This is a genomic window from Pseudomonas sp. GW823-FHT06B06 (genome assembly GCF_058795195.1).
The window spans coordinates 340348-346534 of record NZ_JBXAHO010000001.1; the positions used below are offsets into that span (position 1 = coordinate 340348).

Sequence of the window (6187 nt, forward strand, 5' to 3'; positions counted from 1 at the left end):
GTCGACCTCGGGTCTGCGCACTAGTCTTGTCATATGTATATAAGACGGCCAGCCCCAGTCACAGGGAGCAGCATGGCCACACAAGAAAAGAGAACCCGAAGAATGGCTGGCGCACAGACCCCGTTGTTCACCGCATTGTTGATCGAAGGTGAATTAGTCGCAGGGCAAGGCCGTGTCGAGGCGATCCTCAACCCGGCCACCGGCGAAGTGTTGACGCACATCGCCGAAGCCAGCACCGAACAAGTCGAAGCCGCTATTCTCGCCGCGCACCGCGCCTTCGCCGGCTGGTCGCGGACCACGCCGCAGCAACGCTCGAACCTGTTGCTCGATATCGCCAACGCCATCGAAAAAAACGCCGACCTGCTCGCCCGCCTCGAATCCCTCAATTGTGGCAAGCCGTTGCATCTGGCGCGTCAGGACGACCTGAGCGCCACGGTCGATGTGTTCCGTTTTTTCGCTGGCGCCGTGCGCTGCCAGACCGGCCAGCTCAGCGGCGAGTACCTGCCGGGCTACACCAGCATGGTGCGGCGCGATCCGATTGGCGTGGTTGCATCGATTGCGCCGTGGAATTACCCGATCATGATGGCGGCGTGGAAAATCGCCCCGGCCCTGGCCGCCGGCAATACCTTGGTGTTCAAGCCCTCGGAGCACACGCCCCTGTCGATCCTGGCGTTGGCCCCGGCGCTGGCCGAGATCCTGCCGCCCGGCGTGATCAACATTGTTTGCGGTGGCGGCGAAGGCGTCGGCAGTCATCTGGTCAGCCACCCCAAGGTGCGCATGGTGTCGCTGACCGGCGATATCGTCACCGGGCAGAAAATCCTCCAGGCCGCGGCAAAGACCCTCAAGCGTACGCACCTCGAACTGGGCGGCAAAGCCCCCGTGATTGTCTGCAACGATGCCGACATCCAGGCGGTGGTCGAAGGCGTGCGCACCTACGGCTACTACAACGCCGGGCAGGATTGCACCGCCGCTTGCCGGGTGTACGCCCAGGCCGGCATTCACGATCGCCTGGTGGCCGAACTCGGCGCGGCGGTCAGCAGCCTGCGTTTCGCCGGTAAACGCGATGCCGACAACGAAATCGGCCCGTTGATCAGCACCCGCCAGCGCGACCGCGTGGCCAGTTTCGTCGAACGCGCCCTCGGCCAGCCGCATATCGAACGGGTGACCGGCGCGGCGGTGCATTCCGGTGCCGGCTTCTATTACCAACCGACGTTGCTCGCCGGTTGCAAGCAAGGCGATGAAATCGTCCAGCGCGAAGTGTTCGGGCCGGTGGTCACCGTGACCCGATTCGATCAGCTGGAACAGGCGGTGGATTGGGCCAACGACTCGGAATACGGCCTGGCCTCGTCGGTCTGGACGCAGAACCTGGACAAGGCGATGCAGGTTGCCGCGCGGTTGCAGTATGGCTGCACCTGGATCAACAGCCATTTCATGCTGGTCAGCGAGATGCCCCACGGCGGGCTCAAGCGTTCGGGTTATGGCAAGGACCTGTCCAGCGATTCACTCCAGGACTACAGCGTGGTGCGGCACATCATGGCACGCCACGGGCAGCATCTCTGACTACGCTAATAACAAGCCGTTAACGGCATGCTTCACCACGTTCACCACTGCCCCGACCATAATTTGAAGAAGAGGGAAACCCCATGTTCGCGCACAAGACCGCACTGCTCAGTGCCATCACCCCCTTACTGCTGGCCAGTAGCGTGTTTGTCCAGGCCGCCGAGCCATTGAAGGCCGTCGGTGCCGGCGAAGGCCAGCTGGATATCGTCGCGTGGCCTGGCTACATCGAACGTGGCGAAAGCGACAAGGCCTACGACTGGGTGACCGGTTTCGAGAAAGAAACCGGCTGCAAGGTCAACGTGAAAACCGCTGCGACCTCCGATGAGATGGTCAGCCTGATGGCCAAGGGTGGTTATGACCTGGTGACCGCGTCGGGCGATGCCTCGCTGCGCCTGATCGTCGGCAAGCGCGTGCAGCCGATCAACACGGCGTTGATCCCGAACTGGAAGAACCTCGATCCGCGCCTGAAGGATGCGCCGTGGTATGTGGTCAACAAGCAGACCTACGGCACCCCGTACCAGTGGGGGCCGAACGTGTTGATGTACAACACCAACGTCTTCAAGACCGCGCCCGACAGCTGGGGCGTGTTGTTCAACGCGCAGAACCTGCCGGACGGCAAGCCGAACAAGGGCCGCGTGCAGGCCTATGACGGTCCGATCTACATCGCCGACGCAGCGCTGTACCTGAAATCCGCCAAGCCGGAACTGGGGATCCAGAACCCCTACGAACTGACCGAAGCGCAATACAAGGCCGTGCTCGATCTATTGCGCGCCCAGCAGCCGTTGATCCACCGCTACTGGCACGACACCACCGTACAGATGAGTGACTTCAAGAATGAAGGTGTGGTGGCGTCCGGGGCCTGGCCGTATCAGGTCAACGGCCTGATCAATGAGAAACAGCCGATCGCCTCGACCATCCCCAAAGAAGGCGCCACCGGGTGGGCCGACACCACCATGATGCACACCGATGCCAAGCACCCGAACTGTGCCTATAAGTGGATGGACTGGTCGCTGCAACCGAAAGTCCAGGGTGACGTGGCGGCTTGGTTCGGTTCGTTGCCAGCGGTACCGGCGGCGTGCAAAGAGAGCGAACTGCTTGGCGCCGAAGGCTGCAAGACCAACGGTTTCGACAACTTCGACAAGATCGCCTTCTGGAAAACCCCGCAGGCCGAGGGCGGTAAATTCGTGCCGTACAGCCGCTGGACCCAGGACTACATCGCGATCATGGGCGGTCGCTGACACATCCACCGATCGTTCCCACGCTCTGCGTGGGAATGCATCACTGGACGCTCCGCGTCCATTCGCGCAGAGGTGACGCAGAGCGTCACGGGCTGCATTCCCACGCGGAGCGTGGGAACGATCATCAATGAAGATTTCAGAAGTCCAGGCAGGGCCGCTGCGACGGCCTTCGCCTTTTTGGAGCACCGCACCATGACGCTTGCAGTCCAGTTCACCAACGTTTCCCGTCAGTTCGGCGAAGTGAAAGCCGTTGACCGGGTTTCCATCGACATCCAGGACGGCGAGTTTTTCTCCATGCTGGGGCCTTCCGGCTCAGGCAAAACCACTTGCCTGCGCCTGATCGCCGGTTTTGAACAACCGAGCGCGGGTTCCATTCGTATTCATGGCGAGGAAGCCGCCGGCCTTCCGCCTTACCAGCGTGATGTGAACACCGTGTTCCAGGATTACGCGCTGTTCCCCCACATGAACGTTCGCGACAACGTCGCCTACGGCTTGAAAGTCAAAGGCGTCGCCAAGGCCGAACGCTTGAAGCGCGCCGAAGAAGCCCTCGACATGGTCGCCCTTGGCGGCTACGGCGAGCGCAAGCCGGTGCAACTTTCCGGTGGCCAGCGCCAGCGTGTGGCCCTGGCCCGTGCCCTGGTGAATCGCCCACGGGTGTTGCTGCTCGACGAACCGCTCGGCGCGCTGGACCTGAAGTTGCGCGAGCAGATGCAAGGCGAATTGAAGAAGCTGCAACGCCAGCTGGGCATCACCTTCATTTTCGTCACCCACGACCAGACCGAAGCGCTGTCCATGTCCGACCGCGTCGCCGTGTTCAACAAGGGTCGCATTGAACAGGTCGATTCGCCGCGCAACCTGTACATGAAACCTTCGACCACCTTCGTCGCCGAATTCGTCGGCACTTCCAACGTGATTCGCGGTGACCTGGCGAAGCAGTTGAGCGGCAATCCCCAGCCGTTCTCGATTCGCCCGGAACACGTGCGCTTCGCCGAAGGCCCGTTGGCCAGCCATGAGATCGAAGTCAGCGGCCTGCTGCACGATATCCAATACCAGGGCAGCGCCACCCGCTACGAATTGAAGCTGGAAAACGGCCAGACCTTGAACATCAGCCAGGCCAACAATCAATGGCTCGACACCAGCGCCCAGCACCAGACCGGGCAACGCCTGAGCGCACGCTGGGCCCGTGAAGCGATGATCCCGCTGCACGACACCCTGACAGGCGGGGTGTGACATGAGCACCCTGGCTGTTCCTCATTCCTCGTCGGGCGGCTCGGCGTTGCGCAGGTTTTCCAACCTGCTGTACCGCCGGCCGAACCTGTACCTGTCGATGCTGCTGGTGCCGCCGTTGCTGTGGTTCGGCGCCATTTACCTGGGTTCGTTGCTGACGTTGCTGTGGCAAGGTTTCTACACCTTCGACGACTTCACCATGGCGGTCACCCCTGACCTGACCCTGGCGAACTTCGCCGCGCTGTTCCAGCCATCGAACTTCGACATCATCCTGCGCACCCTGAGCATGGCGATTGTCGTGTCCATCGCCAGCGCCATCGTCGCCTTCCCGATTGCCTACTACATGGCGCGCTACACCTCGGGTAAAACCAAGGCATTTTTCTACATCGCCGTAATGATGCCGATGTGGGCCAGCTACATCGTCAAGGCCTACGCCTGGACGCTGCTGCTGGCCAAAGGCGGCGTAGCACAGTGGTTCGTGCAGAACCTGGGGCTTGAATCGTTATTGCAGTTTGTGCTGGGCATCCCGGGGGTCGGCGGCAGTACCTTGTCGACCTCGCACCTGGGGCGCTTCATGGTGTTCGTCTACATCTGGCTGCCCTTCATGATCCTGCCGATCCAGGCCTCGCTGGAACGCCTGCCACCGTCACTGCTGCAAGCGTCCGCCGACCTCGGCGCCAAGCCGCGCCAGACCTTCATGCAGGTGATCCTGCCGCTGTCGGTGCCGGGTATTGCGGCAGGCTCCATCTTCACGTTCTCCCTGACCCTGGGCGATTTCATCGTGCCACAACTGGTCGGCCCGCCCGGTTACTTCGTCGGCAGCATGGTGTATGCCCAACAAGGTGCGATCGGCAACATGCCAATGGCTGCAGCCTTCACCCTGGTGCCGATCGTGCTGATCGCCATCTACCTGTCCATCGTCAAACGACTGGGGGCCTTCGATGCACTCTGACAAAGCATCCCTGGGCTTGCGTATCGCCGCCTGGGGCGGGCTGGTGTTCCTGCACTTCCCGATCCTGATCATCTTCCTGTATGCCTTCAACACCGAAGACGCGGCGTTCAGTTTCCCGCCCAAGGGTTTCACCCTGAAGTGGATCGGCGTGGCGTTCTCACGGCCCGACGTACTGGAAGCGATCAAGTTGTCGCTGCAGATCGCGGCCATTGCCACGTTGATTGCCATGGTGCTTGGCACGCTGGCGTCGGCGGCGCTGTACCGACGGGACTTTTTCGGCAAGCAAGGTATCTCGTTGATGCTGATCCTGCCGATTGCCCTGCCGGGGATCATCACCGGTATCGCATTGCTGGCGACGTTCAAGACACTGGGCATCGAGCCGGGGATGTTCACCATCATCGTCGGCCACGCGACCTTCTGCGTGGTGATCGTCTACAACAACGTCATCGCCCGCTTGCGCCGTACCTCCCACAGCCTGATCGAAGCCTCGATGGACCTCGGCGCCGATGGCTGGCAGACCTTCCGCTACATCATCCTGCCGAACCTCGGCTCGGCGCTGCTGGCCGGCGGCATGTTGGCGTTCGCGCTGTCGTTCGACGAGATCATCGTCACCACCTTCACCGCCGGCCATGAACGCACCCTGCCGCTATGGCTGCTCAACCAGCTCAGCCGCCCACGGGACGTGCCGGTGACCAACGTCGTGGCGATGCTAGTGATGATGGTGACGATGCTGCCGATCCTCGGTGCCTATTACCTGACCCGGGGGGGTGAGAGCGTGGCCGGTAGCGGCGGGAAGTAACTGATTACAAACCTGTAGGAGCTGCCGCAGGCTGCGATCCTTTGATCTTGCTTTTGAAGATCAAGATCAAAGGATCGCAGCCTGCGGCAGCTCCTACAGGGGCCGGTTTCTGCAGATAAAAATAATTAGCTTTGAAGAGGACGATGTCATGCAAACCCAACTCTTGATCAACGGCCAACTGCTCACCGGCGAAGGCCCCGCCCAACCGGTGTTCAACCCGGCGCTAGGGCGCGTGCTGGTGGAAATCAACGAGGCCAGCGAAGCCCAGGTCGATGCCGCCGTGCGCGCCGCCGATGCCGCGTTCGACAGCTGGTCGCAGACTCCGCCCAAGGAGCGTTCGCTGCTGCTGCTCAAACTCGCCGACGCCATCGAGGCCCACGGCGAAGAGCTGGCCAAGCTCGAATCGGACAA

General features: G+C 61.7%; 6 protein-coding genes. All 6 read left to right on the forward strand.

The features are described from left to right. Positions 1–102 precede the first annotated feature (102 nt). Entirely contained in the window at positions 103–1560 is a 1458-nt protein-coding gene (locus AC1Q8Q_RS01640; protein ID WP_008058707.1) for a gamma-aminobutyraldehyde dehydrogenase, read from the forward strand. Between the two features lie 83 nt (positions 1561–1643). Then, on the forward strand, positions 1644–2798 hold the full coding sequence (ydcS, locus tag AC1Q8Q_RS01645; RefSeq protein WP_489327505.1) for a putative ABC transporter substrate-binding protein YdcS: 1155 nt from the start codon (positions 1644–1646) through the stop codon (positions 2796–2798). Positions 2799–2990: 192 nt separating this feature from the next. Continuing rightward, on the forward strand, positions 2991–4028 hold the full coding sequence (locus AC1Q8Q_RS01650; protein WP_083348306.1) for an ABC transporter ATP-binding protein: 1038 nt from the start codon (positions 2991–2993) through the stop codon (positions 4026–4028). Position 4029: 1 nt separating this feature from the next. Further along, positions 4030–4977, forward strand: a complete 948-nt coding sequence (locus AC1Q8Q_RS01655) for an ABC transporter permease (RefSeq protein WP_020799669.1) — start codon at positions 4030–4032, stop codon at positions 4975–4977. After that, a complete protein-coding gene (locus AC1Q8Q_RS01660) occupies positions 4967–5776 on the forward strand; it encodes an ABC transporter permease (protein WP_020799670.1) in 810 nt (269 codons plus the stop codon). Before AC1Q8Q_RS01655 ends, AC1Q8Q_RS01660 begins: the two co-directional genes overlap by 11 nt. Positions 5777–5924: 148 nt before the next feature. Next, positions 5925–6187: aldehyde dehydrogenase family protein (locus AC1Q8Q_RS01665; RefSeq protein ID WP_492614759.1), on the forward strand; the 263-nt coding region annotated here is incomplete at its 3' end.

Bases quoted from the DNA above. Each gene is read 5' to 3' on its own strand.
- AC1Q8Q_RS01640 (WP_008058707.1), top strand. From the start codon at position 103: ATGGCTGGCGCACAGACCCCGTTGTTCACCGCATTGTTGATCGAAGGT.
- AC1Q8Q_RS01660 (WP_020799670.1), top strand. From the start codon at position 4,967: ATGCACTCTGACAAAGCATCCCTGGGCTTGCGTATCGCCGCCTGGGGC.
- ydcS (WP_489327505.1), top strand. From the start codon at position 1,644: ATGTTCGCGCACAAGACCGCACTGCTCAGTGCCATCACCCCCTTACTG.
- AC1Q8Q_RS01650 (WP_083348306.1), top strand. From the start codon at position 2,991: ATGACGCTTGCAGTCCAGTTCACCAACGTTTCCCGTCAGTTCGGCGAA.
- AC1Q8Q_RS01655 (WP_020799669.1), top strand. From the start codon at position 4,030: ATGAGCACCCTGGCTGTTCCTCATTCCTCGTCGGGCGGCTCGGCGTTG.